The following is a 23,967-nucleotide window of genomic DNA, read 5'->3' on the forward strand; positions in this document are numbered from 1 at the left end:
ATATCAATTGTGACGCTTGCGCCATCACGCTGCGGGATAAATAATTTCCCTGTAGCCGAACCGTATTTTCGGCTACGCGAGACCGTTTACTCTAACTGGCCCCGAGTGACCAAGAGGATAAGTTTGAATATCGAAACACGTGAATTAACGCTGGAACCGGCGGATAACGCCCGTCTGCTTAGTCTGTGCGGCCCTTTTGATGACAACATCAAACAGCTGGAACGCCGACTGGGGATTGAAATCAACCGCCGTGACAATCACTTCAGGCTCACCGGTCGTGAGCTTTCCGTTAACGCCGCGGCGGATATTCTGCGACATCTGTACGTAGACACCGCGCCAATGCGCGGCCAAAGCCAGGATATCGACCCGGAACAAATTCATCTGGCTATTAAAGAAAGCCGGGTGCTGGAGCAAACGGCCGACAGCGTGCCGGATTACGGTAAAGCTATCCATATTAAAACTAAGCGTGGCGTCATTAAGCCGCGTACGCCTAATCAGGCGCAGTACATCGCGAATATTCTCGACCACGACATCACATTCGGCATAGGGCCGGCAGGGACAGGGAAAACCTATCTTGCCGTTGCCGCCGCGGTTGATGCGCTGGAGCGCCAGGAGATCCGCCGCATTCTGCTGACCCGCCCGGCGGTTGAAGCGGGTGAAAAACTGGGCTTCCTGCCCGGCGATTTAAGCCAGAAGGTTGACCCATACCTGCGCCCGCTGTACGACGCGCTGTTTGAAATGCTGGGCTTCGAGAAAGTCGAAAAGCTGATTGAGCGCAACGTTATCGAAGTGGCCCCTCTCGCCTACATGCGTGGCCGTACCCTGAACGATGCCTTTGTCATTCTCGATGAAAGCCAGAACACCACCACCGAACAGATGAAAATGTTCCTGACCCGCATTGGCTTCAACTCCAAAGCGGTGATTACCGGCGACGTGACGCAAATTGACCTGCCGCGTAACCTGAAATCAGGCTTACGTCATGCTATCGACGTCCTGTCCGAGGTGGATGAAATCAGCTTCAACTTCCTTAACAGCGAAGATGTGGTACGCCACCCGGTTGTGGCCCGCATTGTTAACGCCTATGAAGCCTGGGAAGCCGCCGATCAAAAACGCAAAGACGAGCTTGCCGCCGAGCGTAAACGCGAAGCCCTTGCCCTGCAGGCTACCGCTCAGGAGAGCAAATGAGTCAGGTTATTTTAGATTTACAGGTTGCCTGCGAAGCAGAAAGCGGCCTGCCGGATGAAGCACAAATTCAGCGCTGGCTGGATGCGGTTATTCCTCAGTTTCAGCCAGAGTCTGAGGTCACCGTTCGTCTGGTAGACGAAGCCGAAAGCCACGACCTGAACCTGACCTATCGCGGAAAAGATAAGTCCACCAACGTGCTTTCTTTTCCGTTTGAAGCCCCACCTGGGATCGAGCTTCCGCTGCTCGGCGATCTGATCATCTGCCGTCAGGTGGTTGAGCAGGAAGCCAAAGAACAAGAGAAGCCGCTGGAGGCCCACTGGGCACATATGGTTGTACACGGCAGCCTGCATCTGCTCGGTTACGACCACATCGAAGACGATGAAGCCGAAGAGATGGAAGCGCTGGAAACAGAGATAATGCTTGCTCTTGGGTATGCCGATCCGTACATTGCCGAGAAAGAGTAGTCGGCTCAGGGCTTTCCCTTTGCCGCCGTCACGCGCAGGCAGTGCACCATCAGGCTGCCTGTTAGTTTTTGATTTATATGAGGCCTAAAACCTAACGCCATGAGCGACGACAATTCACAGAATAGTGACACGCCGGAAGCCAAAAAGGGATTCTTCTCCCTCATTCTCAACCAGCTGTTTCACGGTGAACCGAAAAACCGTGACGATCTGCTGACGCTTATTCGTGATTCTGAGCAAAACTCTCTGATAGACCAGGACACCCGCGACATGCTCGAAGGGGTGATGGATATCGCCGACCAGCGCGTCCGCGATATCATGATCCCGCGTTCGCAGATGGTGACGCTCAAACACAACCAGACGCTGGACGAGTGCCTCGATGTCATTATCGATTCCGCTCACTCCCGTTTCCCGGTGATAAGCGAAGACAAAGATCACATCGAAGGGATTCTGATGGCGAAAGATCTGCTGCCGTTCATGCGCAGCGACTCTGAGCCTTTCAGCATGGAAAAAGTGTTACGTCAGGTGGTTGTCGTGCCTGAAAGCAAGCGGGTTGACCGCATGCTAAAAGAGTTTCGTCAGCAGCGCTATCATATGGCGATTGTCATTGATGAATTTGGCGGCGTTTCAGGTCTCGTGACGATCGAAGATATTCTCGAACTGATTGTCGGGGAAATTGAAGATGAGTACGACGACGAGGAAGACGGTGATTTCCGTCAGCTGAGCCGCCATACGTGGACGGTGCGCGCCCTCGCCTCTATTGAAGACTTCAACGAAACCTTCGACACGCACTTTAGCGATGAAGAAGTCGACACCATCGGTGGTCTGGTGATGCAAGCCTTTGGGCACCTGCCAGCCCGTGGCGAAACCATTGAAATAGATGGTTACCAGTTCAAAGTCGCCATGGCCGATAGCCGTCGTATTATTCAGGTTCATGTCAGAATTCCGGACGACTCGCCGCAACCTAAACTGGACGAATAACTCAGCTATGGCTATAGCTCAACTTCTTCAACGCCAGCGCGTTCGCCTGCTGCTGGCGCTTTTCTTTGGGGCCTGCGGAACGCTGGCTTTTTCCCCTTATGATTTCTGGCCTGCAGCTATTGTTTCTCTTGCTGGCTTGCAGGGCCTGACGCTTAACCGTCGCCCGGTACAAAGCGCCGCGATTGGCTTCTTCTGGGGGCTTGGGCTGTTCGGCAGCGGGGTCAACTGGGTCTATGTCAGCATCGCACAGTTTGGCGGCATGCCGGGCCCGGTGAACGTGTTCCTGGTGGTTCTGCTGGCCGCTTATTTGTCGCTCTACACAGGTTTGTTCGCCGGTATTCTCAGCAGGTTGTGGCCAAAAACAACGTGGTGGCGCGTAGCTATTGCCGCGCCGGTCGTCTGGCAAATTACCGAATTCCTGCGTGGCTGGGTGCTGACCGGCTTCCCCTGGCTGCAGTTTGGCTACAGCCAGATCGATGGCCCACTAAAAGGCATCGCGCCGATTTTGGGCGTCGACACCATTACCTTCCTACTGATGATTATCAGTGGCCTTCTGGTGTACGCCCTGCAGGCACGGAAATGGGCTCCTGCGGTGGTTTCTGCGGCTTTACTGTTATTACCCTGGCCACTGCGCAACATTCAATGGTTCCAGCCTCTGCCAGAGCGTTCCGTTGACGTAGCGATGGTACAAGGCAACATTCCCCAGTCTCTGAAGTGGAATGAAAGCCAGCTGCTGGACACGCTGAAAATTTATCTGGATAAAACAGAGCCGGAGATGGGCAAAGCCAAGCTTATCATCTGGCCGGAATCGGCTATCTCCGATCTGGAAATTAATCAGCAGCAGTTCCTCACCATGATGGATGACCTGCTGCGGGCAAAACACAGCTCATTAATCACCGGTATCGTCGATGCGCGTCTGAATAAGCAAAACAGGTACGATACCTACAACACCATTATCACGCTCGGTGAAGGTAGCCCTTACAGCTACACCAGCAGTAATCGCTACAACAAAAACCACCTTGTGCCATTCGGTGAGTTTGTGCCGCTTGAATCGATTCTGCGCCCACTGGCCCCGTTCTTCGATCTGCCCATGTCATCGTTCAGCCGTGGGCCCTATGTTCAGCCGCAATTGCTCTCTAACGGCGTCAAGCTGACGGCGGCAATCTGCTACGAAATTATCCTGGGTGAACAAGTTCGGGACAATTTCCGGCCAGACACTGACTTCCTGCTGACTATCTCCAACGATGCCTGGTTCGGTAAATCCATCGGCCCATGGCAGCACCTGCAAATGGCGCGTATGCGCTCGCTGGAGCTGGGGCGGCCTTTGCTGCGCAGCACTAACAATGGCGTAACTGCCGTGGTCAACGCCGAAGGTGAGATCACTAACATCATCCCGCAGTTCACTCGCGAAGTGCTGGAAGCGAAAGTCACACCGACCACTGGCTTAACGCCTTATGCACGCTTCGGCTTCTGGCCGCTGTGGGTGGTGACCGCTTTATTCGGTTTCACCGCACTGGTGATAAGCCTGCGTAACCGCAGCAAAAAGTAGCACACCCTTCTCGCTCATAGAGGCCGGCAAATTTGCTGGCCTTTTTCATTTCTGGCACAAGCTTTGCTAGATATAAACAGTTGAAATCAAATAGCTGGCGCAAAGACGCCCTGTGGCCTGGCTGTATCGGGCAGTGAAAAATGCATGCACCAAAAAGCGACATCGCAAGCACCGTTATAGTGCACTGGCATATCTTTGCCTTTAAATGGTGCGGCGCGCTTCGCAAAAATAAACATCTTATTAGCAATTTCTTTACATTCAGCTAGGTTAGATGCTAACAAAAGGGCATTGCATGACGCTTTTAGCAGCATGAAAAAACAACAAAACACAACACTCACATCGGATACCGGTGCCTCCTCTGGCACTAAGATTAAGGAGTTGGATATGCAACTACGTAAACTGGCCACGGCAATGCTGGTGATGGGCATGAGCGCCACAATGGTTCATGCAGAAGACGCGACGCCTCAGCAGTCAACGCTGGATAAAATCAAAGCCAACGGCGTTATCGTGGTCGGCCACCGTGAATCATCTGTACCTTTCTCTTACTACGACAATCAGCAAAAAGTGGTTGGCTACTCTCAGGACTACTCTAATGCCATCGTAGAAGCGGTGAAAAAGCAGCTGAATAAGCCCGATCTGCAGGTAAAACTCATTCCTATCACCTCTCAGAACCGTATTCCGCTGCTGCAAAACGGCACTTTCGATTTTGAATGTGGTTCCACCACCAACAACGTAGAACGTCAAAAGCAAGCCGCATTCTCCGACACCATCTTCGTTGTCGGCACCCGTTTGCTGGTGAAAAAAGGCGGCCCAATTAAAGACTTCCCTGACCTGAAAGGGAAAACCGTTGTTGTGACCTCTGGCACCACTTCCGAAATCCTGCTCAACAAGCTGAACGACGAGCAGAAAATGGGCATGCGTATTATCAGCGCCAAAGACCACGGTGACTCCTTCCGTACCCTGGAAAGCGGCCGTGCCGTTGCCTTTATGATGGATGATGCCCTGCTGGCCGGTGAACGTGCGAAAGCTAAACAGCCGGATAACTGGGAGATCGTCGGCAAGCCACAGTCCCAGGAAGCCTACGGCTGTATGCTGCGTAAAAATGACCCAGAGTTTAAAAAGCTGATGGATACCACCATTGCGCAGGCACAAACCTCCGGTGAAGCCGCGAAATGGTTCGATAAATGGTTTAAACAGCCAATTCCACCGAAAAACCTCAACATGAACTTCGACCTTTCTGACGAAATGAAAGCGCTGTTCAAGGAACCAAACGACAAAGCTCTCAACTAATTAGAAACACAGGGGCCGGAAAAATCCGCCCTCCCGATTGACGAACTGAAGCCAGGACAGACTATGCGTTGGTGGGTCGTTCCCCCACCAGCGTGAAGGTGCCCAAAAATGCAGACAAAGATCTGCTTCAGGGCACCGGCTTCTCATCAATCTTCGAGGGTAGCCTGCGCTACCCTCTTTTTTTATCTCGGAGTAAGTTATGTCTATAGACTGGAACTGGGGAATCTTTTTACAGCCCGCCCCGTTCGGCAACACAACCTATCTGGGCTGGATTTGGAATGGCTTCCAGGTCACCGTCGCCCTGTCAATAACCGCATGGATCATTGCTTTTCTGGTGGGGTCTCTGTTTGGTATTTTGCGTACGGTCCCTAACAAATTCCTGTCCGGGCTAGGTACGCTCTACGTTGAACTCTTTCGCAACGTTCCCCTGATCGTCCAATTCTTTACCTGGTATCTGGTGGTGCCTGAACTGCTGCCGGAAAACATTGGCATGTGGTTTAAGTCCGAGCTGGATCCCAATATTCAGTTCTTCCTCTCGTCAATGATTTGCCTCGGGCTGTTTACCGCCGCTCGCGTTTGTGAACAGGTACGAGCCGCCATTCAATCCCTGCCTCGCGGCCAGAAGAACGCGGCTCTGGCAATGGGACTGACGCTGCCTCAGGCCTATCGCTACGTGCTGTTGCCTAATGCCTATCGCGTTATTGTGCCGCCGATGACCTCCGAAATGATGAACCTGGTGAAGAACTCGGCCATCGCTTCAACCATTGGTCTGGTGGATATGGCGGCGCAGGCTGGCAAGCTGCTGGATTACTCGGCACACGCCTATGAATCCTTTACGGCGATTACCCTTGCCTATGTACTGATCAACGCCGTCATCATGGGCGTGATGTATGTGGTAGAACGTAAAATTCGCCTGCCTGGCAATATGGGGGGCAAATAATGCTCAATCTTGACTGGAGTTCTATTCTTCCTGCCCTGCCTTACTTAATGCAGGGGCTGGTCATTACGCTCAAAATCACCGTTACCGCCGTGGTGATCGGTATTGTCTGGGGTACGCTGCTGGCCGTCATGCGCCTGTCGAGCTTCAAGCCGATCGCGTGGTTTGCTACCGCTTACGTGAACGTTTTCCGCTCCGTGCCGTTAGTGATGGTACTGCTGTGGTTCTATCTGGTGGTGCCTGGCTTCCTGCAGTCGGTGCTTGGCCTGTCGCCAAAAACCGATATCCGCCTGATTTCCGCGATGGTCGCCTTCTCCATGTTTGAAGCCGCCTACTATTCGGAAATCATTCGCGCCGGTATTCAGAGTATTTCCAGAGGGCAGTCAAATGCCGCCCTGGCGCTGGGTATGACCCACTGGCAGTCGATGAAACTCATCATCCTGCCGCAGGCCTTCCGCGCGATGGTGCCGCTGCTGTTAACCCAGGGCATCGTTTTGTTCCAGGATACCTCGCTGGTGTACGTTTTAAGCCTGGCAGACTTCTTCCGCACCGCCTCCACCATTGGCGAGCGTGACGGTACACAGGTCGAGATGATCCTGTTTGCCGGCCTGGTCTATTTTGTGATTAGCCTCAGTGCATCGCTGTTGGTCAGCTACTTGAAGAAAAGGACTGTGTAATGATTACCCTGAAAAATGTTTCTAAATGGTATGGTCACTTTCAGGTGCTGACCGAGTGCTCCACCGAAGTGAAGAAAGGCGAAGTTGTCGTCGTGTGCGGGCCTTCTGGTTCTGGCAAATCCACGCTGATTAAAACCGTCAACGGCCTTGAGCCCGTACAGAAAGGCGAAATCCTGGTGAACGGCACCCAGGTGAACGACAAGAAAACCAATCTGGCGCAGCTCCGCTCCCACGTTGGCATGGTGTTCCAGCACTTCGAGCTGTTCCCTCACCTGTCGATTATCGAAAACCTGACGCTTGCCCAGGTCAAAGTGCTGAAACGTGATAAAGCCGCTTCCCGCGCCAAAGGGTTAAAATTACTTGAGCGCGTAGGGCTGGCCGCACACGCCGATAAATATCCGGCGCAGCTTTCCGGCGGCCAGCAGCAGCGTGTGGCGATTGCCCGCGCCCTGTGCATGGATCCGATTGCAATGCTGTTTGACGAACCAACCTCAGCGCTCGATCCGGAAATGATCAACGAAGTACTGGACGTTATGGTTGAGCTGGCCAATGAGGGCATGACCATGATGGTGGTGACCCACGAAATGGGCTTTGCCCGCAAAGTGGCAAACCGCGTGATCTTTATGGATGAGGGGAAAATTGTCGAAGACTCAAACAAAGACGACTTCTTCAATAACCCTCAGTCTGAACGTGCCAAAGACTTCCTGGCGAAAATCCTGCACTAAACGTAACGCACCACAGTCAAAAGCCTTCCTTGCGGAAGGCTTTAATGTTGATGACAAAGAGGAAAAAAGCGTGGTTTTTCCCTCTTTGTGGTTATCAGCCGAAAATCAATGAATTGATTTTCCAGTTGGTTAACGAGCCGCCGGACTTTTCTTTTCTCGCCAGAAGTTGGTATCCGTCTGAAAGCCTTCCTTACGGAAGGCTTTTTTTTAAGGCTCAAACGGCCGACGATGAAACTGATTATGGCCGCATTTCGGGCAAACCGGCAGCACATCAGGCGTGTAAATCGCAATGTGGTGGTGACAGTTTTCACACACCAGATTGCCTAACCCAACAACTTCCCCGCTGTGATACACCCCGTGATGGCTGAGATCTTTAAACACTTCCCGCCACTCAAGCTGCGTTTTGTCGGTAATGTCCGCCAGCTCCTGCCATAAACTCTCTTTAATCACCCGCATAAAAACGCTGTCGGTGAACTCTTCCTGACTTTCCCCGTAGCTACGAGCAAACTCTTCAAGGTCACGGCGCACCGCACGCGTTACCTCTTCTATCTCCGTTCGGGTCAGTTCGCCTGTATCATTCATCTGCTTACGGGCGCTGGCAACCAGCGCATCAATATCGCGCTCACCCTTGCGTAGCCGTTCACTTAGCGATTCGACCAGTTCCCGATAAAATTGAGCAACCTTGTTCATCGTTAGCCTGCCTCCTTGAAGGATTCCCGCGTTTGCGGCGTGGTAACTGACTCTAATAGTAGACGTTAATCCGGCAACGCTTTGTTAGATTAGCCACACCCTGGGTAAAAAACTGCAAGCGTTACGGAACGGTGAAATGGTTACTGAGGGCGTTGAAAGGCTGTTTTGCCGCTGTCGAATCGGCTATGCTATGGCGATCTAAACTCGAATTCATTAAAGGCTACGTTTCGTAGCCGTCTTTCATACACAGGACTACTGGCTGCCATGCAAGAGCAATACCGCCCGGAAGAGATAGAATCCAATGTCCAGCAACACTGGCAAGAGAACCGTACTTTTGAAGTGACCGAAGACGAAGGCAAAGAGAAATACTACTGCCTCTCCATGTTGCCCTATCCTTCCGGCCGACTACATATGGGCCATGTCCGTAACTACACCATCGGCGACGTTATCGCACGCTACCAGCGTATGCTGGGTAAAAACGTCCTGCAGCCGATCGGCTGGGATGCCTTCGGCCTGCCGGCTGAAGGCGCCGCGGTAAAAAACAACACCGCGCCAGCCCCGTGGACCTACGACAACATCAATTACATGAAGAACCAGCTGAAAACGCTGGGCTTCGGTTACGACTGGAGCCGTGAACTGGCTACCTGTACGCCTGAATACTATCGCTGGGAACAACAGTTCTTCACTCAGCTGTACAACAAAGGTCTGGTTTACAAAAAAACCTCCGCGGTTAACTGGTGCCCGAACGATCAGACCGTGCTGGCGAATGAGCAGGTTATCGACGGCTGCTGCTGGCGCTGCGACACCAAAGTTGAGCGCAAAGAGATCCCGCAGTGGTTCATCAAAATCACCGCCTACGCCGACGAACTGCTGAACGACCTGGATACCCTCGATCACTGGCCGGATCAGGTTAAAACCATGCAGCGCAACTGGATTGGCCGTTCCGAAGGCGTGGAAATCACCTTCGACGTACAAAACAGCGCCGAGAAGCTGACCGTTTACACAACTCGCCCTGATACCTTTATGGGTGTGACTTATCTGGCCGTTGCCGCCGGTCACCCTCTGGCGCAGCAGGCTGCAGTCAATAACCCTACCCTTACCGAATTCATTGAAGAATGCCGTAACACCAAAGTGGCCGAAGCCGACATGGCGACCATGGAGAAGAAAGGCGTCGCCACCGGCATTAACGCCATTCATCCGCTGACCGGCGAAAGCGTTCCGGTTTGGGTGGCCAACTTCGTGCTGATGGAATATGGCACAGGTGCCGTGATGGCCGTTCCAGGCCACGATCAGCGTGACTGGGAATTCGCCACAAAATACAGCCTGCCAATCAAGCCGGTAATTCTGAATGCCGACGGCAGCGAGCCGGATCTTTCCGCCTCCGCAATGACCGAAAAAGGCGCGCTGTTTAACTCTGGCGAGTTCGACGGTCTGGACTTCCAGCAGGCGTTTAACGCCATTGCCGATAAGCTGGCCGCTAAAGGCGTGGGCGAGCGTAAAGTGAACTTCCGTCTGCGCGACTGGGGCGTTTCCCGTCAGCGTTACTGGGGCGCCCCCATCCCAATGGTCACCCTGGAAGACGGCACAGTGATGCCAACCCCGGAAGATCAACTGCCGGTTATTCTGCCGGAAGATGTGGTCATGGACGGTATCACCAGTCCGATTAAAGCCGATCCTGAGTGGGCGAAAACCACCGTCAACGGCATGCCTGCGCTGCGTGAAACCGACACCTTCGACACCTTTATGGAGTCCTCCTGGTACTACGCGCGCTACACCTGCCCTCAGTACGACAAAGGCATGCTGGATTCCAAAGCTGCTAACTACTGGCTGCCGGTGGATATCTACATCGGCGGGATTGAACACGCCATCATGCACCTGCTTTACTTCCGCTTCTTCCACAAGCTGATGCGCGATGCGGGCATGGTGACGTCCAACGAACCAGCCAAACAGCTGCTTTGCCAGGGCATGGTGCTGGCGGACGCCTTCTATTACACCGGCGTTAACGGCGAGCGTAACTGGGTTTCCCCAGTCGACGCTATCGTTGAGCGCGATGATAAAGGCCGCATTGTCAAAGCCCGTGACGCAGAAGGCCGTGAACTGGTCTATGCTGGCATGAGCAAAATGTCGAAGTCGAAAAACAACGGCATCGACCCACAGGTCATGGTTGAACGCTACGGCGCGGATACCGTGCGTCTGTTTATGATGTTTGCTTCACCTGCAGACATGACGCTTGAGTGGCAAGAATCCGGCGTTGAAGGCGCCAACCGCTTCCTGAAACGCGTCTGGAAACTGGTCTACGAACACACCAACCGTGGTGCTGCGCCAGCGCTGGACATTGCTGCCCTGGGCGAAGATCAAAAAGCCCTGCGTCGCGATGTGCATAAAACCATTGCTAAAGTGACCGACGATATCGGCCGCCGTCAGACCTTCAACACCGCCATCGCTGCCATCATGGAGCTGATGAACAAACTGGCAAAAGCACCGCAGGACGGCGAACAGGATCGTGCGTTGCTGAACGAAGCGCTGCTGGCCGTTGTACGTATGCTGTATCCGTTCACCCCGCACGTTTGTTTCGATATGTGGCAGTCGCTGGGCGGTGAAGGTGATGTGGATAACGCACCGTGGCCGCAGGCTGACGAAAAGGCAATGGTCGAAGACTCTCGCCTGGTGGTCGTTCAGGTTAACGGTAAAGTACGCGGTAAAGTCACGGTGCCTGCCGATGCCACTGAAGAACAAGTGCGCGAGCGCGCCGGTCAGGAACATCTGGTCGCGAAATATCTTGAGGGTGTAACCGTACGTAAAGTGATTTACGTTCCGGGTAAACTGCTCAACCTGGTTGTGGGCTAAGCGCAGGAGGAAGCGTGCGACATCCCTTTATCACCCTGTTAGTAACCCTGGCGGTGCTGGTCACCGCTGGATGTGGTTTTCACCTGCGTGGCAACACGCAGGTCCCCTCAGAGATGAAGACGCTGATCCTCAACTCTGGCGATCCTAACGGTCCGCTAACGCGTGAAATTCGTAAACAGTTGCGCTTAAACGGCGTCACGATTGTTGACGATACCGGCACTGGCGTGCGTAAGGATATTCCGTCCCTGCGCGTGGGCGCCTACGGTCTTAGCCAGGACACCGCTTCAGTATTCCAGAACGGCCAGACCGCGGAATACCAGATGGTGATGGTTGTTAATGCTCAGGTCCTGATCCCAGGGCACGACATTTATCCGATCAGCGCGAAGACCTACCGTTCGTTCTTTGATAACCCACTGACTGCCTTGGCAAAAGACGCCGAGCAGGATTTGATTATCAAAGAGATGTACACCAACGTTGCCCAACAGCTGATCCGTAAACTGATGGCAGTACACGCGGCCGATCTTGCAGCAACGAAAGACGAAGTAAAGCCCGTTAGCGCAGAGAAACCAGCCGTACCTGCAGGCCGGGTGTCCACCACTCTGCCGGCAACCTCTGGTAGCAAATGATCCGAGTGTATCCGGAACAACTCCACGCGCAGCTCAATGAAGGGCTGCGCGCGGCGTATCTGCTGTTAGGTAACGATCCTCTCTTATTACAGGAAAGCCAGGATGCGGTGCGCAAACACGCCCAGCAAAACGGCTTTGAAGAACATCACGCCGTTCAGATAGATGCCTCCACTGACTGGCAGGCTCTGTTTGCTATTTGCCAGGCGCTCAGTCTGTTTGCCAGCCGCCAGACGCTGCTCTTATTGCTGCCGGAAAACGGCCCAAATGCCGCCATTAACGCTCAGCTAGAAACGCTGGTGAGCCTGCTCCACGACGATATTTTGCTCCTGGTTCGCGGCAACAAACTGACCAAAGCGCAGGAAAATGCCGCCTGGTTTACCCAACTGGCAAACCGCTCCGTGCTGGTGACCTGCCAGACGCCAGAACAGGCCAATCTGCCCCGCTGGGTATCTCAGCGCGCAAAACAGATGAATCTGACGCTGGACGAGGCTGCTAACCAGCTGCTCTGCTACTGCTATGAGGGCAATTTGCTGGCGCTTTCTCAGGCATTAGAGAGGCTGTCGCTCATCTGGACAGACGGTAAATTGACGCTACCGCGCGTTGAGCAAGCCGTAAACGATGCCGCCCATTTCACGCCTTTTCACTGGGGAGATGCGCTGCTTGCCGGAAAGAGCAAACGAGCACTGCACATATTGCAGCAGCTTCGTCTGGAAGCCAGCGAGCCGGTCATTCTGCTGCGAACCCTGCAGCGGGAACTGCTGCAACTGGTCAATCTCAAACGTCAGTCGGCAACGACGCCCTTACGGACGCTGTTCGATCAGCAACGCGTGTGGCAAAACCGCCGCCAGTTGGTTACTGAAGCGCTCAATCGCGTTTCTTCGGAACAGCTTTATCAGGCCGTTCGTTTACTGACGCGTATCGAACTGACGCTGAAGCAGGACTACGGGCAGTCAGTCTGGGACGAACTCGAAGGCCTTTCTCTTCTGATCTGCCATAAAGCCTTACCGGAAATCTTTATTGATGCCTGATTCATCTCTTCTGGCGCTGTATGGCGGCACCTTTGATCCTATCCACTATGGTCATCTGAAATCCGTTGAAGCCCTTGCCAGGCTGGTGAAGCTGAAAAGCGTCACCATCATGCCCAATAATGTGCCGCCGCATCGCCCACAGCCGGAAGCGAGCAGCGCGCAGCGCAAAGAGATGATTGAGCTAGCAATAGCAGGCAACCCGCTTTTCACGCTGGATGACCGGGAGCTGAGCCGGTCGACACCGTCATGGACCGTGGAAACGCTGGAGCAGCTTCGCGCCGAGCTGGGGCCAAAACAGCCGCTGGCCTTTATTATTGGCCAGGACTCATTGCTCAGCCTGCACCGCTGGCACCGCTGGGAAACGCTGCTCACGCTGTGCCACCTGTTGGTCACCCAGCGGCCCGGCTATCCGCTAACCATGGAAACACCCGAACAGCAAACGTGGCTCGCGCAAAACGTCACTGATTCAGTCGTAACGCTGCACCAGCAGCCCGCCGGGAAAGTCTTTCTAGCCCCAACCCCGCTCTACGATATCTCCGCAACCACCATTCGCCATCGGCTTGAGAGCAATCAGCCCTGCGACGATCTGCTCCCGCCTGATGTACTGGCTTTTATTCTCCAGCACGGGCTTTATCGCTAAGCGTTGGGGCTCGTCTAAATTACGGGAGGAGAACAGTGAAGCGCACTGGATTACGCTATTATGATTCACCGGGAAAGCCAGCCATTGACACCACTTCTCAGGCTGTTATGCTCCGCTGCCATAATTTCCTGCCCGTAATCCGGCTTTTCTGAAATAGTTTTACAAAAATGGCAATGCAAACTCCGGCGCGCAATGGGATGATAGCCCGCGATTCGCGCTGGTCGGCCAATTTTTCAGCCAAAGCCGCCTGCCCTGCTGGTCCAGGGTTATTACGGGTTAAACCAAACACTCTCATTCTCTCAGGGGGAACACTTGCAGGGTAAAGCACTTCAGGATTTCATTGTCGATAAAATCGACGACCTCAAAGCCCAGGACATCATCGCAATTGATGTTAAAGGCAAATCCAGCATCACCGATTGCATGGTTATCTGCACCGGGACATCTAACCGCCACGTCATGTCAATTGCTGAACACGTTGTGCAGTCCTCCCGCGAAGTTGGCCTGTCGCCGATGGGCGTGAAAGGCATCAACGCTTCCGACTGGGTTGTTGTCGATCTTGGCGAAATTATCGTTCACGTCATGCAGGAAGAGAGCCGCCAGCTGTACGAACTGGAAAAACTCTGGAGCTAACGGGTGAAGCTGCAACTGGTGGCCGTTGGAACCAAAATGCCTGACTGGGTGCAGACAGGCTTTACCGAGTACCTGCGTCGCTTCCCGAAAGATATGCCTTTTGAGCTGGTAGAAATTCCGGCTGGAAAACGCGGCAAAAATGCCGATATCAAACGTATCCTCGAAAAAGAGGGTGAAATGATGCTGGCCGCCGCGGGCAAAGGTAATCGAATCGTGACGCTGGATATTCCCGGTCAACCGTGGGATACCCCCCAGCTTGCCACGCAGCTCGAGCGCTGGAAGCAGGATGGCCGCGATGTCAGCCTGTTAATCGGTGGCCCCGAAGGATTAGCACCAGCCTGTAAGGCCGCTGCCGAGCAAAGCTGGTCGCTCTCCACGCTAACCATGCCTCATCCGCTGGTCAGAGTGCTGGTGGCGGAAAGTCTCTATCGGGCGTGGAGCATTACCACCAACCACCCTTACCATCGTGAGTAAACCTGAGCGGGTAATACTAAGCAGCGAATGAAATTACAGAATTCTTTTCGCGACTATACTGCTGAGTCTGCGCTCTTTGTGCGCCGGGCGCTGGTCGCTTTTATCGGCATTTTGCTGCTTACCGGCGTGCTGATCGCCAACCTTTATAATCTGCAAATCGTTCGCTTTAACGACTATCAGACGCGGTCCAATGAAAACCGCATTAAGCTGGTGCCCATCCCGCCCAGCCGCGGCATTATTTACGATCGTAACGGCACCCCGCTGGCGCTAAACCGCACCATCTATCAAATCGAGATGATGCCGGAGAAAGTCGATAACGTTCAGGATACGCTGGAGGCGCTGCGCCCGGTGGTTGACCTGACCGATGACGACATCGCGAATTTCAAGAAAGAGCGTGCCCGCTCGCACCGCTTCACCTCCATTGCGGTAAAAACTAACCTGACGGAAGTTCAGGTTGCCCGCTTTGCCGTAAACCAGTACCGCTTCCCGGGTGTGGAAGTGAAAGGCTACAAACGCCGCTTCTATCCTTATGGCTCCGCGCTAACCCACGTCATTGGCTATGTTTCTAAAATCAACGACAAAGACGTTGAGCGCCTGGATAAAGAAGGCAAGCTGGCCAACTACGCCTCGACCCACGACATCGGCAAGCTCGGTATCGAGCGCTATTACGAAGATGTCCTGCACGGGCAAACGGGCTACGAAGAGGTTGAGGTTAACAACCGTGGCCGCGTCATCCGCCAGCTTAAAGAAGTGCCGCCTCAGGCCGGGCATGACATTTATCTGACCCTCGATCTGAAGCTGCAAACCTACATCGAAACCCTGCTCGCAGGGAGTCGTGCTGCGGTGGTCGTTACCGATCCGCGTACGGGCGGCATTCTGGCGCTGGTTTCTATGCCAAGCTATAACCCGAACCTGTTCGTCGACGGTATCTCCAGCAAAGACTACTCTGGCCTGCTAAACGACCCGAACACGCCGTTAATTAACCGTGCGACTCAGGGTGTGTATCCACCGGCCTCTACCGTGAAGCCTTATATGGCAGTTTCTGCATTGAGCACCGGAGTGATCACCCGCAACACCTCGCTGTTTGACCCCGGCTGGTGGCAACTGCCCGGCTCGGAAAAACGCTACCGCGACTGGAAAAAATGGGGCCACGGCCGCCTGAACGTCACAAAATCCCTGGAAGAATCGGCGGATACCTTCTTCTACCAGGTCGCCTATGACATGGGGATCGACCGCATCGGCGAATGGATGAGTAAGTTTGGCTACGGTCACCTGACGGGCATCGACCTTTCAGAAGAGCGCGCGGGCAACATGCCGACGCGCGAGTGGAAGCTGAAGCGCTTTAAAAAACCGTGGTATCAGGGTGACACCATTCCGGTCGGTATCGGCCAGGGTTACTGGACGGCCACGCCAATCCAGATGAGCAAGGCGATGATGATCCTGATCAACGACGGCATCGTTCGCGTTCCGCACCTGCTGATGAGCACCACCGAAAACGGTAAACAGGTTCCCTGGCAGCAGCCGACTGAAGCGCCGGTGGGCGACATCCACTCGGGCTATTGGGAAATTGCCAAAGACGGGATGTATGGCGTAGCCAACAGGCCTAACGGTACTGCACATAAATACTTCGCGAATGCGCCTTATAAAGTGGCAGCAAAATCAGGTACTGCGCAAGTCTTTGGCCTGAAAGCCAACGAAACGTATAACGCGCATAAAATTGCCGAACGCCTACGTGACCACAAGCTGATGACAGCATTTGCGCCGTATGACAACCCACAGTACGCCGTGACCATGATTCTGGAGAACGGCGGCGCAGGCCCGGCCGTCGGGAGCATCATGCGTCAGATCCTCGACCACGTCATGTTAGGGGATAACAACACGGTACTGCCGTCGGAAGCACCGGCCGCCTCGGCCGCAGAGGATCAATAAGCATGACTGACAATCCTAATAAAAAAACAATTTGGGATAAGGTTCACCTCGACCCGACCTTCCTGGTGACCATCCTCGCGCTGCTGGTGTTCAGCGCCCTGGTGGTATGGAGCGCCAGCGGCCAGGATATGGGCATGATGGAGCGTAAAATCGGCCAGATCCTGATGGGGCTGGTGATTATGGTCGTCATGGCGCAAATTCCGCCTCGCGTCTACGAAGGCTGGGCGCCCTATCTCTATATCTTCTGTATTATTCTGCTGGTGGCGGTTGATGCCTTCGGGGCCATTTCAAAAGGGGCCCAGCGCTGGCTCGATCTGGGCTTCGTGCGTTTCCAGCCTTCGGAAATCGCCAAGATTGCCGTTCCGCTAATGGTTGCCCGCTTTATTAACCGCGACGTTTGCCCGCCCACGCTGAAAAACACCGGCATTGCGCTCGTCCTGATCTTCATGCCGACCCTGCTGGTCGCCGCCCAGCCGGACCTGGGTACCTCCATTCTGGTCGCCGCATCGGGCCTGTTTGTGCTGTTCCTTTCCGGCATGAGCTGGCGACTTATTCTGGTTGCCGTTCTGCTGGTAGCCGCCTTCGTGCCGATCCTGTGGTTCTTCCTGATGCATGACTACCAGCGCGCGCGCGTGATGATGCTGTTAGATCCAGAAAGCGATCCGCTCGGCGCGGGCTATCATATAATTCAGTCCAAAATCGCCATCGGCTCCGGGGGCCTGCGCGGCAAGGGCTGGCTGCACGGCACGCAGTCGCAGCTAGAGTTCTTGCCCGAACGTCATACGGACTTTATCTTCGCGGTGCTTGCGGAAGAGCTAGGCTTAGTCGGCATTCTGGTGCTGCTGGCGCTCTATCTGCTGCTGATCATGCGCGGCCTGTTTATTGCCGCTCGGGCACAGACCACCTTTGGCCGCGTAATGGCCGGCGGGCTGATGCTGATCCTGTTCGTCTATGTATTTGTAAATATTGGCATGGTTAGTGGTATCTTACCGGTGGTCGGCGTACCGCTACCGCTAGTCAGCTACGGGGGGTCGGCGCTAATCGTGCTGATGGCCGGGTTTGGTATCGTCATGTCGATACATACTCACAGAAAAATGTTATCAAAAAGCGTGTAACTGGATGAGGTGCGCAATGGGTAAGCAAAAACGGTGGGCTGGCGTCTGCATCGCAGCAGCGTTACTGGCAGCATGTTCGTCAAATGATGAGAGTCAGCAGCCGGTTAATCAGGCGCCACAGCCGGCCGTGTGCAACGGTCCAGTCGTGGAAATCAGCGGCGCCGAGCCACGTTACGAGCCGCTGAATCCGTCAGTTAACCAGGATTACCAGAACAACGGCAAAAGCTACAAAATTGTTCAGAATCCGGCAAACTTCAGCCAGGCAGGCTTCGCGGCTATCTACGACGCCGAACCAGGCAGCAACCTGACCGCCTCTGGCGAAGCGTTCGATCCTAATGCGCTGACCGCAGCACACCCAACGCTGCCTATTCCAAGCTATGCGCGAATCACTAACCTCGCGAATGGCCGCATGATTGTGGTTCGCATCAACGATCGCGGCCCTTACGGCAACGATCGGGTGATCTCGCTGTCTCGCGCGGCAGCAGACAGGCTGAACACCTCAAACAATACTAAAGTCCGTATCGACCCTATTATCGTTGCACAGGATGGCACCATGTCCGGTCCAGGTACGGCCTGTACGACTATCGCCAAACAGACCTATGCGCTGCCGGCCCGTCCGGATCTTAGCGGCGGCATGGGAAGCGCCTCCTCCCCTGCTCAGCCAGCGGCACCACAGGGCGATGTGCGCGCCATCAGCAACTCGACGCTGCAAAGCGCAGATACCACCGGCGCACCTGTTCAGAGCAGCGGTTTTCTCGGTGCTCCTACGCCACTTGCGGCAGGCGTGATAGAAACACCTGATGCTCCGGCCACGGCTGCAGCAGCCCCCGGGACGCAGCAACCTGTCGCAGCAACAGCGGCACCAGCCGTGGCGCCTACTCCGCCAGTAGCCCCACAGCCAGCGCCGATCGTTGAGCAGCCAGCGCCTGCCGTTTCTGCGCCAGTCACCGCACCTGGTTCAACTCAAGGTCACGTTCAGCGCAGTGTAGCTACAGCAAGCGTACCCGCCACCAGCGGCCGTTACGTTGTTCAGGTCGGTGCCGTGAGCGACGGCGCACGCGCCAGCCAGTGGCAGCAAAAGTTAAGCCAGCAGTTTGGCGTGCCGGGCGCAGTGTCTCATAACGGCACCGTGTATCGCGTTCAGCTTGGCCCGTTCAGCAGCCGTACTGAAGCCACCGCCCTGCAGCAGCGCCTGATGTCGGAAGCGCAACAGCAGTCATTTGTGACCAACGCTCCCGCTATGTAAAGCTATGACTGGCCTGTTTCTTGCCCGTAAATTTGTGTAAAGACCATTAACAAACTCACGCGCAAAGTCAGATGCCAGTCAAAAATGCTTTTGCTATAGTAAGGCACTTTTTTTTAATTCCATCACGGACGTCGTAGTTCCATCATGAATACAGCTCCTTCTGCACGTTTTGTTAAGCGCCTGGCGCTCACCTCGGCTTTCGCTCTTGCGACTATGGCCTCTGCTCAAGCTGACGACCTCAACATTAAAACTATGATCCCGGGCGTCCCGCAGATTGATGCAGAAGCGTATATCCTGATTGACTACAACTCAGGCAAAGTGCTGGCCGAATCAAATGCTGACGCACGCCGCGACCCGGCCAGCCTCACCAAGATGATGACCAGCTATGTCATTGGCCAGGCGATGAAAGCCGGTAAATTCGACGACAATGCGATGGTCACCATCGGCAAAGATGCCTGGGCCACCGGTAACCCGGTGTTTAAAGGCTCCTCGCTGATGTTCCTGCAGCCGGGTATGCAGGTGCCGGTCAACAAACTGGTTCGCGGTATTAACCTGCAGTCAGGTAACGACGCCTGTGTGGCGATGGCCGACTTCGTCGCCGGCAGCCAGGATGCTTTCGTAAGCCTGATGAACGGCTACGTTTCTGCCCTGGGCCTGAAAAACACCCACTTCCAGACCGTGCACGGCCTGGACGCTGAAGGTCAGTACAGCTCCGCGCGTGATATGGCGCTGATCGGCCAGGCGCTGATCCGCGATGTGCCGAACGAATACGCTATCTACAAAGAAAAAGAGTTCACCTTCAACAACATTCGTCAGACCAACCGTAACGGTCTGCTGTGGGATACCAGCCTCAACGTTGACGGCATTAAAACCGGCCACACCGATGCCGCAGGCTATAACCTCGTGGCTTCCGCTACCGAAGGCCAGATGCGCCTGATCTCCGCGGTTCTTGGCGGGCACACTTACAAAGGCCGTGAAACAGAAAGCAAAAAGCTGCTGACCTGGGGCTTCCGCTTCTTTGAAACGGTTTCTCCGCTGAAAGCCGGCAAAGAGTTTGCTTCTGAGCCAGCCTGGTTTGGCGATAACGACCGTGTTTCTCTCGGCGTGGATAAAGATGTTTACCTGACCATTCCTCGCGGCCGCATGAAAGATCTGAAAGCCAGCTACGTGCTGACCACCACTGAACTGCATGCCCCGCTGCAGAAAAACCAGGTTGTGGGCACCATCAACTTCCAGTTGGACGGTAAAACCATCGAGCAGCGTCCGTTAGTTGTGCTGCAGGAGATGCCGGAAGGGAATTTCTTCAGCCGAATCATTGATTACATCAAGCTGATGTTCCACCACTGGTTCGGTTAATTATTGAACACTTGAAAGTGTCGAACCTGACCTCATATACTTAGCATCAAAGCAACTCCCGCCCGCCGGCGGGAGTTATTATTTTTATTGCCGTAACGCTGGAGCTACCATGAAAACCAAACTGAACGAACTGCTCGAATTCCCCACCTCTTTTACTTACAAAGTAATGGGCCTGGCGAAACCGGAGCTGGTTGATCTGGTCGTTGAGGTGGTGCAGCGCCACGCCCCTGGTGACTACACGCCGCAGGTTAAACCAAGCAGCAAAGGGAACTACCACTCAGTTTCTATTACCATCAATGCCACCCACATTGAGCAGGTTGAAACCCTGTATGAAGAATTAGGCAACATCGAAATCGTTCGTATGGTGCTGTAATCTGATAACCCGGCTCAGGCCGGGTTTTAGCTGTGATATACTTCCCGCCACCCTTTTCTCCCGGAGACGTTGTTTTGTCTCAAGACACTATCCTGATCCGCACCCTTGGCCTGCAGCCTTATGAACCTGTCTCGCAGGCAATGCATGACTTTACCGACACCCGTGATGAGACGACGGCCGACGAGATCTGGCTGGTTGAGCATCCTCAGGTTTTCACCCAGGGCCAGGCCGGTAAAGCCGAGCACGTCCTGATGCCGGGCGATATTCCCGTTGTGCAAAGCGATCGCGGCGGCCAGGTGACCTTTCACGGCCCTGGCCAGCAGGTTATGTATTTCCTGCTGAACTTAAAACGACGCAAGCTGGGCGTACGGGAACTGGTCACCATGCTGGAACAGACCGTGGTGAACACGCTGGCAGAATATGATATTGAGGCTTACCCCCGCGCCGACGCGCCGGGCGTGTATGTCGACGGACGCAAAATTTGCTCTCTGGGGCTTCGTATTCGGAGGGGATGTTCCTTCCACGGTCTGGCGTTAAACATCAACATGGATTTATCCCCTTTTCTGCGGATTAACCCCTGCGGCTACGCCGGGCTGGAGATGACCCAGGTCAGCCATTTTGCAGAAGGCATCACCGTAGCGGATATCCAGCCCCGGCTGGTAGAAAACTTTATCTCCCTGCTAAACCATCCGCCATACGAATACCGCGAAGTGGAGTAAACGTCAGGCCTGCCTCCCGCAGGCCTGATATTGTCTTTTTATCACTTTTTCACCCATCGGTTATAATCACTAATTGGATAATTCAGCAACGTCATTATTTAAATAATATGACAGCTGGGAATAGCTTCTGAGGCTTAATTTTTCTCATTCGTGCTTGGGTTGGCAAAATAACTATGCTAATTCCCCCAAACGGTCTATTTGTATCTATAAATATAATATTCTTTATTTTTTAGCGGAGACCTGACATGGGGCAAAACCCACTGTCTGAGAAAAAAATCGTGGATCGCGATGGTGAAAACAACTATCCCGTATTCAAGACATTACGCAACATAGATTTAAACTTGCTGACCATTTTTGAAGCTGTCTACATTCATAAAGGCATCGTCAATGCAGCCAGAGTGCTAAATCTCACGCCCTCGGCTATCAGCCAGTCTATCCAAAAGTTGCGCTATATTTTTCCCGATCCTTTATTCATTCGCAAAGGCCAGGGCGTCACGCCGACGGCGTATGCGGCACACCTGCACGAATATATCAGCCAGGGCCTGGAATCCATTCTCGGCGCGTTGGATTTCAACAACAGCAATGACCAGCAGCGCACCATCACCATTGCCACCCAGCCGTCTATTGGGGCTTTAGTTATCCCTAAAGTCTATTCGGCGATCCGCAAGGTCAATCCAAATCTGCTTATTCGCAATGTGCCCATTAACGATGGTGAGTCCCAGCTCAGCCAGTTTCAAACCGATTTGATTATTGACACCAGTCGCCACTATGCACGCACCATCACCAGCGTGCCGCTGTATCAGGAAAGTATCGCCGTGGTCTGCCGGGAAGGTCATCCCTGTCTTGAACAGCGGCTCACTCGCGAAGATCTGCAAAATATGGAGCACACCTTCCTGATCATGCAGGATGATTTGCTGCGCGACCTACGCCAGGAGATCAGCGAGCGGCTGCCCAACAGGCAGATAGCGTTTAGCAGCTACAACTATGTCACCCTGTCTTCATTACTTGGCAGCAGCGATTTGCTGGGCTTCATGCCCTGGCGGCTGTACGAAATGTTCAAAGAGACCTGGAACCTGCGAGCCGTTGACTGCGATCTGTTTGCTGATAAAACAATGGAAACCAGCATGCATTTTAACAAGCTAAGCATCCGGGACACGGTTCTGCAGGAGATAATCAAAGCCATTCACACCGAGTTCGCTTGATCCTCAGTGGTTTTCACCTCTTGCCGGACGTTTCAGAGGTGAACACCATGCCCGTTAACCTCGTATTTAGCACAAAACAACAACCCATTTACAATTCTTTCTCCATTTCACGTTGGGGTATACTGATTCTCCCTGGCCGTGATGATATACTTCCGGCCATTAATTCAAAAATAGTTGATAGATCCTAACTTAGCTTGAATTAGCCTGACTTCATTATCCGCAACTGGAACACGCACCCTATGAGCAAACCCATTGTGATGGAACGCGGCGTTAAATACCGCGACGCCGATAAAATGGCTCTGATCCCGGTTAAAAACGTGGCGACAGAGCGCCAGGAGCTGTTGAGAAAACCAGAATGGATGAAAATCAAACTCCCGTCTGACTCAACCCGTATCCAGGGCATTAAAGCGGCGATGCGCAAAAATGGTCTGCACTCCGTTTGCGAAGAAGCTTCCTGCCCTAACCTCGCTGAATGTTTTAACCACGGCACCGCGACCTTCATGATTCTGGGCGCAATTTGTACCCGCCGCTGCCCATTCTGCGACGTCGCACACGGTCGCCCTGTTGCGCCAGATGCTAACGAGCCCGAAAAACTGGCACAGACCATCGCCGATATGGGTCTGCGTTACGTCGTAATTACCTCCGTTGACCGGGACGATCTTCGCGACGGCGGTGCCCAGCACTTTGCTGACTGCATCCGCGCTATTCGCGAAAAGAACCCGACCATCAAAATCGAGACGCTGGTGCCTGACTTCCGTGGGCGTATGGACCGTGCGCTGGATATTCTGACCGCAACGCCGCCGGACGTGTTCAACCACAACCTGGAAAACGTACCGCGCGTCTACCGCAACGTCCGCCCAGGTGCTGACTACAACTGGTCTCTGAAGCTGCTTGAGCGCTTTAAAGAAGCTCATCCGAATATTCCAACCAAGTCCGGCCTGATGGTGGGCCTGGGTGAAACGAACGAAGAGATCATCGAAGTGATGCGCGACCTGCGTCGTCACGGCGTAACCATGCTGACGCTGGGCCAGTATCTCCAGCCAAGTCGTCACCACTTGCCGGTACAGCGTTACGTTAGCCCGGATGAGTTTGAAGAGATGAAAGCCGAAGCGCTGGCCATGGGCTTCACCCACGCCGCCTGTGGCCCGTTTGTTCGCTCCTCTTACCATGCGGACCTGCAGGCAAAAGGGATGGAAGTGAAGTAATGCTGGTTACATCTTGTTACTTATAAACTGACATTCATAAAAAAACCGGCCATTCTGAGCCGGTTTTTTTATTTTGCCGTCG

At 54.0% G+C, this 23,967-nt stretch carries 24 protein-coding genes; 22 read left to right on the forward strand and 2 right to left on the reverse strand.

The features are described 5' to 3' along the window. Window positions 1-123: 123 nt before the first annotated feature. The 4 genes from WFK85_RS13210 to lnt all read left to right on the forward strand — a co-directional run bounded on the left by WFK85_RS13210 (window position 124) and on the right by lnt (window position 4,176). The gene (locus WFK85_RS13210) at window positions 124-1,185 is read left to right on the forward strand and encodes a PhoH family protein (protein ID WP_008456082.1); all 1,062 of its coding nucleotides are present in this window, start codon (window positions 124-126) and stop codon (window positions 1,183-1,185) included. After that, the gene (gene ybeY / locus WFK85_RS13215) at window positions 1,182-1,649 is read left to right on the forward strand and encodes an rRNA maturation RNase YbeY (RefSeq protein WP_008456081.1); all 468 of its coding nucleotides are present in this window, start codon (window positions 1,182-1,184) and stop codon (window positions 1,647-1,649) included. Before WFK85_RS13210 ends, ybeY begins: the two co-directional genes overlap by 4 nt. Window positions 1,650-1,748: 99 nt before the next feature. Beyond that, window positions 1,749-2,627: a CNNM family magnesium/cobalt transport protein CorC gene (corC, locus tag WFK85_RS13220; protein WP_008456079.1), complete on the forward strand. Its 879-nt coding sequence runs from the start codon at window positions 1,749-1,751 to the stop codon at window positions 2,625-2,627. 7 nt (window positions 2,628-2,634) lie between these two features. Next, a complete protein-coding gene (lnt, locus tag WFK85_RS13225; RefSeq protein ID WP_336708418.1) occupies window positions 2,635-4,176 on the forward strand; it encodes an apolipoprotein N-acyltransferase in 1,542 nt (513 codons plus the stop codon). An 86-nt stretch (window positions 4,177-4,262) separates the two neighbouring features. On the opposite strand, the gene WFK85_RS13230 is transcribed toward lnt, so the two are convergent. Further along, on the reverse strand, window positions 4,263-4,514 hold the full coding sequence (locus tag WFK85_RS13230; RefSeq protein ID WP_166866189.1) for a hypothetical protein: 252 nt from the start codon (window positions 4,512-4,514) through the stop codon (window positions 4,263-4,265). A gap of 46 nt (window positions 4,515-4,560) precedes the next feature. On the opposite strand from WFK85_RS13230, the gene WFK85_RS13235 reads away from it, so the two are divergent. The 4 genes from WFK85_RS13235 to WFK85_RS13250 all read left to right on the forward strand — a co-directional run bounded on the left by WFK85_RS13235 (window position 4,561) and on the right by WFK85_RS13250 (window position 7,805). Then, window positions 4,561-5,466: an amino acid ABC transporter substrate-binding protein gene (locus WFK85_RS13235; RefSeq protein WP_008456075.1), complete on the forward strand. Its 906-nt coding sequence runs from the start codon at window positions 4,561-4,563 to the stop codon at window positions 5,464-5,466. A 199-nt stretch (window positions 5,467-5,665) separates the two neighbouring features. After that, the gene (locus WFK85_RS13240; RefSeq protein ID WP_008456073.1) at window positions 5,666-6,406 is read left to right on the forward strand and encodes an amino acid ABC transporter permease; all 741 of its coding nucleotides are present in this window, start codon (window positions 5,666-5,668) and stop codon (window positions 6,404-6,406) included. Continuing rightward, complete coding sequence (gene gltK / locus WFK85_RS13245; protein WP_166994531.1) at window positions 6,406-7,080, forward strand: glutamate/aspartate ABC transporter permease GltK; 675 nt, start codon at window positions 6,406-6,408, stop codon at window positions 7,078-7,080. Before WFK85_RS13240 ends, gltK begins: the two co-directional genes overlap by 1 nt. After that, entirely contained in the window at window positions 7,080-7,805 is a 726-nt protein-coding gene (locus tag WFK85_RS13250; protein ID WP_008456069.1) for an amino acid ABC transporter ATP-binding protein, read from the forward strand. Before gltK ends, WFK85_RS13250 begins: the two co-directional genes overlap by 1 nt. A 207-nt stretch (window positions 7,806-8,012) precedes the next feature. Here the strand turns inward: WFK85_RS13250 and WFK85_RS13255 are convergent, their stop codons facing one another. Next, window positions 8,013-8,495 carry a zinc ribbon-containing protein gene (locus tag WFK85_RS13255; RefSeq protein WP_008456066.1) on the reverse strand — a complete coding sequence of 161 codons (483 nt, stop codon included), beginning with the start codon at window positions 8,493-8,495 and terminating at the stop codon, window positions 8,013-8,015. 264 nt (window positions 8,496-8,759) lie between these two features. Between WFK85_RS13255 and leuS the strand changes: the two genes are divergently transcribed. From leuS to lipA, 14 genes are all read left to right on the forward strand, one after another. Continuing rightward, complete coding sequence (leuS, locus tag WFK85_RS13260) at window positions 8,760-11,342, forward strand: leucine--tRNA ligase (RefSeq protein ID WP_336708414.1); 2,583 nt, start codon at window positions 8,760-8,762, stop codon at window positions 11,340-11,342. A 14-nt stretch (window positions 11,343-11,356) separates the two neighbouring features. After that, entirely contained in the window at window positions 11,357-11,968 is a 612-nt protein-coding gene (gene lptE / locus WFK85_RS13265) for an LPS assembly lipoprotein LptE (protein ID WP_008456062.1), read from the forward strand. Next, window positions 11,965-12,996, forward strand: a complete 1,032-nt coding sequence (gene holA, locus WFK85_RS13270) for a DNA polymerase III subunit delta (protein ID WP_336708412.1) — start codon at window positions 11,965-11,967, stop codon at window positions 12,994-12,996. Before lptE ends, holA begins: the two co-directional genes overlap by 4 nt. Next, on the forward strand, window positions 12,989-13,636 hold the full coding sequence (gene nadD, locus WFK85_RS13275; RefSeq protein WP_166994529.1) for a nicotinate-nucleotide adenylyltransferase: 648 nt from the start codon (window positions 12,989-12,991) through the stop codon (window positions 13,634-13,636). The genes holA and nadD overlap by 8 nt, the downstream gene beginning before the upstream one ends. Before the next feature lie 312 nt (window positions 13,637-13,948). Beyond that, on the forward strand, window positions 13,949-14,266 hold the full coding sequence (gene rsfS / locus WFK85_RS13280; protein ID WP_008456058.1) for a ribosome silencing factor: 318 nt from the start codon (window positions 13,949-13,951) through the stop codon (window positions 14,264-14,266). Between the two features lie 3 nt (window positions 14,267-14,269). Continuing rightward, window positions 14,270-14,740, forward strand: a complete 471-nt coding sequence (gene rlmH, locus WFK85_RS13285; RefSeq protein ID WP_008456055.1) for a 23S rRNA (pseudouridine(1915)-N(3))-methyltransferase RlmH — start codon at window positions 14,270-14,272, stop codon at window positions 14,738-14,740. Window positions 14,741-14,767: 27 nt separating this feature from the next. Further along, complete coding sequence (mrdA, locus tag WFK85_RS13290; RefSeq protein ID WP_336708410.1) at window positions 14,768-16,669, forward strand: peptidoglycan DD-transpeptidase MrdA; 1,902 nt, start codon at window positions 14,768-14,770, stop codon at window positions 16,667-16,669. Window positions 16,670-16,671: 2 nt separating this feature from the next. After that, entirely contained in the window at window positions 16,672-17,784 is a 1,113-nt protein-coding gene (mrdB, locus tag WFK85_RS13295) for a peptidoglycan glycosyltransferase MrdB (RefSeq protein WP_008456051.1), read from the forward strand. Between the two features lie 16 nt (window positions 17,785-17,800). Further along, window positions 17,801-19,030: an endolytic peptidoglycan transglycosylase RlpA gene (gene rlpA, locus WFK85_RS13300; protein ID WP_336708408.1), complete on the forward strand. Its 1,230-nt coding sequence runs from the start codon at window positions 17,801-17,803 to the stop codon at window positions 19,028-19,030. A 144-nt stretch (window positions 19,031-19,174) separates the two neighbouring features. Next, entirely contained in the window at window positions 19,175-20,386 is a 1,212-nt protein-coding gene (dacA, locus tag WFK85_RS13305; protein ID WP_008456045.1) for a D-alanyl-D-alanine carboxypeptidase DacA, read from the forward strand. A 109-nt stretch (window positions 20,387-20,495) separates the two neighbouring features. After that, on the forward strand, window positions 20,496-20,759 hold the full coding sequence (gene ybeD, locus WFK85_RS13310) for a DUF493 family protein YbeD (RefSeq protein WP_008456041.1): 264 nt from the start codon (window positions 20,496-20,498) through the stop codon (window positions 20,757-20,759). A gap of 74 nt (window positions 20,760-20,833) precedes the next feature. Continuing rightward, window positions 20,834-21,478: a lipoyl(octanoyl) transferase LipB gene (gene lipB, locus WFK85_RS13315; RefSeq protein WP_008456039.1), complete on the forward strand. Its 645-nt coding sequence runs from the start codon at window positions 20,834-20,836 to the stop codon at window positions 21,476-21,478. A 245-nt stretch (window positions 21,479-21,723) separates the two neighbouring features. Then, window positions 21,724-22,680: a YbeF family transcriptional regulator gene (locus WFK85_RS13320; RefSeq protein ID WP_008456036.1), complete on the forward strand. Its 957-nt coding sequence runs from the start codon at window positions 21,724-21,726 to the stop codon at window positions 22,678-22,680. 239 nt (window positions 22,681-22,919) lie between these two features. Then, complete coding sequence (gene lipA / locus WFK85_RS13325) at window positions 22,920-23,885, forward strand: lipoyl synthase (protein WP_008456035.1); 966 nt, start codon at window positions 22,920-22,922, stop codon at window positions 23,883-23,885. The last annotated feature ends 82 nt before the right edge of the window (window positions 23,886-23,967 follow it).

The sequence above is a fragment of the Cedecea sp. VD22 genome (assembly GCF_037150195.1).
In the GTDB taxonomy this organism is placed as follows: domain Bacteria; phylum Pseudomonadota; class Gammaproteobacteria; order Enterobacterales; family Enterobacteriaceae; genus Cedecea.

Coding starts and splice junctions, on each gene's coding strand:
- gltK (WP_166994531.1), top strand. CDS start 6,406: ATGCTCAATCTTGACTGGAGTTCTATTCTTCCTGCCCTGCCTTACTTA.
- WFK85_RS13255 (WP_008456066.1), bottom strand. CDS start 8,495: ATGAACAAGGTTGCTCAATTTTATCGGGAACTGGTCGAATCGCTAAGT.
- nadD (WP_166994529.1), top strand. CDS start 12,989: ATGCCTGATTCATCTCTTCTGGCGCTGTATGGCGGCACCTTTGATCCT.
- holA (WP_336708412.1), top strand. CDS start 11,965: ATGATCCGAGTGTATCCGGAACAACTCCACGCGCAGCTCAATGAAGGG.
- ybeY (WP_008456081.1), top strand. CDS start 1,182: ATGAGTCAGGTTATTTTAGATTTACAGGTTGCCTGCGAAGCAGAAAGC.
- dacA (WP_008456045.1), top strand. CDS start 19,175: ATGAATACAGCTCCTTCTGCACGTTTTGTTAAGCGCCTGGCGCTCACC.
- mrdB (WP_008456051.1), top strand. CDS start 16,672: ATGACTGACAATCCTAATAAAAAAACAATTTGGGATAAGGTTCACCTC.
- lnt (WP_336708418.1), top strand. CDS start 2,635: ATGGCTATAGCTCAACTTCTTCAACGCCAGCGCGTTCGCCTGCTGCTG.
- leuS (WP_336708414.1), top strand. CDS start 8,760: ATGCAAGAGCAATACCGCCCGGAAGAGATAGAATCCAATGTCCAGCAA.
- mrdA (WP_336708410.1), top strand. CDS start 14,768: ATGAAATTACAGAATTCTTTTCGCGACTATACTGCTGAGTCTGCGCTC.
- corC (WP_008456079.1), top strand. CDS start 1,749: ATGAGCGACGACAATTCACAGAATAGTGACACGCCGGAAGCCAAAAAG.
- WFK85_RS13240 (WP_008456073.1), top strand. CDS start 5,666: ATGTCTATAGACTGGAACTGGGGAATCTTTTTACAGCCCGCCCCGTTC.
- rlpA (WP_336708408.1), top strand. CDS start 17,801: ATGGGTAAGCAAAAACGGTGGGCTGGCGTCTGCATCGCAGCAGCGTTA.
- ybeD (WP_008456041.1), top strand. CDS start 20,496: ATGAAAACCAAACTGAACGAACTGCTCGAATTCCCCACCTCTTTTACT.
- WFK85_RS13320 (WP_008456036.1), top strand. CDS start 21,724: ATGGGGCAAAACCCACTGTCTGAGAAAAAAATCGTGGATCGCGATGGT.
- lipA (WP_008456035.1), top strand. CDS start 22,920: ATGAGCAAACCCATTGTGATGGAACGCGGCGTTAAATACCGCGACGCC.
- WFK85_RS13250 (WP_008456069.1), top strand. CDS start 7,080: ATGATTACCCTGAAAAATGTTTCTAAATGGTATGGTCACTTTCAGGTG.
- WFK85_RS13235 (WP_008456075.1), top strand. CDS start 4,561: ATGCAACTACGTAAACTGGCCACGGCAATGCTGGTGATGGGCATGAGC.